The sequence below is a fragment of the Vibrio sp. 704 genome (assembly GCF_033339295.1).
On sequence record NZ_JAWOUH010000839.1, the window covers coordinates 1 to 558 of the forward strand.

Genomic DNA, 558 nt, shown 5'->3' on the forward strand with positions numbered 1-558 from the left:
AATCCGGGCGATAAAGTGGTGATGGAAGCACCAAGCTACCTTGGTGCTATGCAAGTATTCGGTTTAGTGCAAGCCAACATCGTGACCGTTTCGCAAACCGAGTGTGGCCCAAACCTTGAAGAACTCGAGCAATGCTTTGCCACGCAGCAACCTAAAATGTTCTACGCCGTGCCCGATTTTCACAACCCAACAGGCGTATGCTGGGCGCTAGAGACTCGCCAAAAAGTTGCCGAGCTTTGTATCCAATACGACGTTGCATTCATTGAAGACGCACCATACCGCGAGCTGCGTTTTTCTGGTGAAGCACTGCCGCTGGTTTCGGATTTCTGCCCACAACACTCCATCGTGTTGCGTTCATTCTCCAAAATCGCCTCACCAGGCTTGCGTATTGGTGTGGTTACCGGCAAACGCAGTTACCTTGAGCCACTCATCAAAATCAAACAAGGTGCAGATCTGCACTCTAGTATTCCTATGCAAGCATTGCTGCATGGTCTACTTCAACATGACAATTTCGAAACACACATTTCAACCATCTGCGCACTTTACAAATCGCGTTAC

General features: G+C 48.9%; 1 protein-coding gene. It reads left to right on the forward strand.

The features are described from left to right. Positions 1-558: PLP-dependent aminotransferase family protein (locus R7R24_RS29430; protein WP_318120553.1), on the forward strand; the 558-nt coding region annotated here is incomplete at both ends.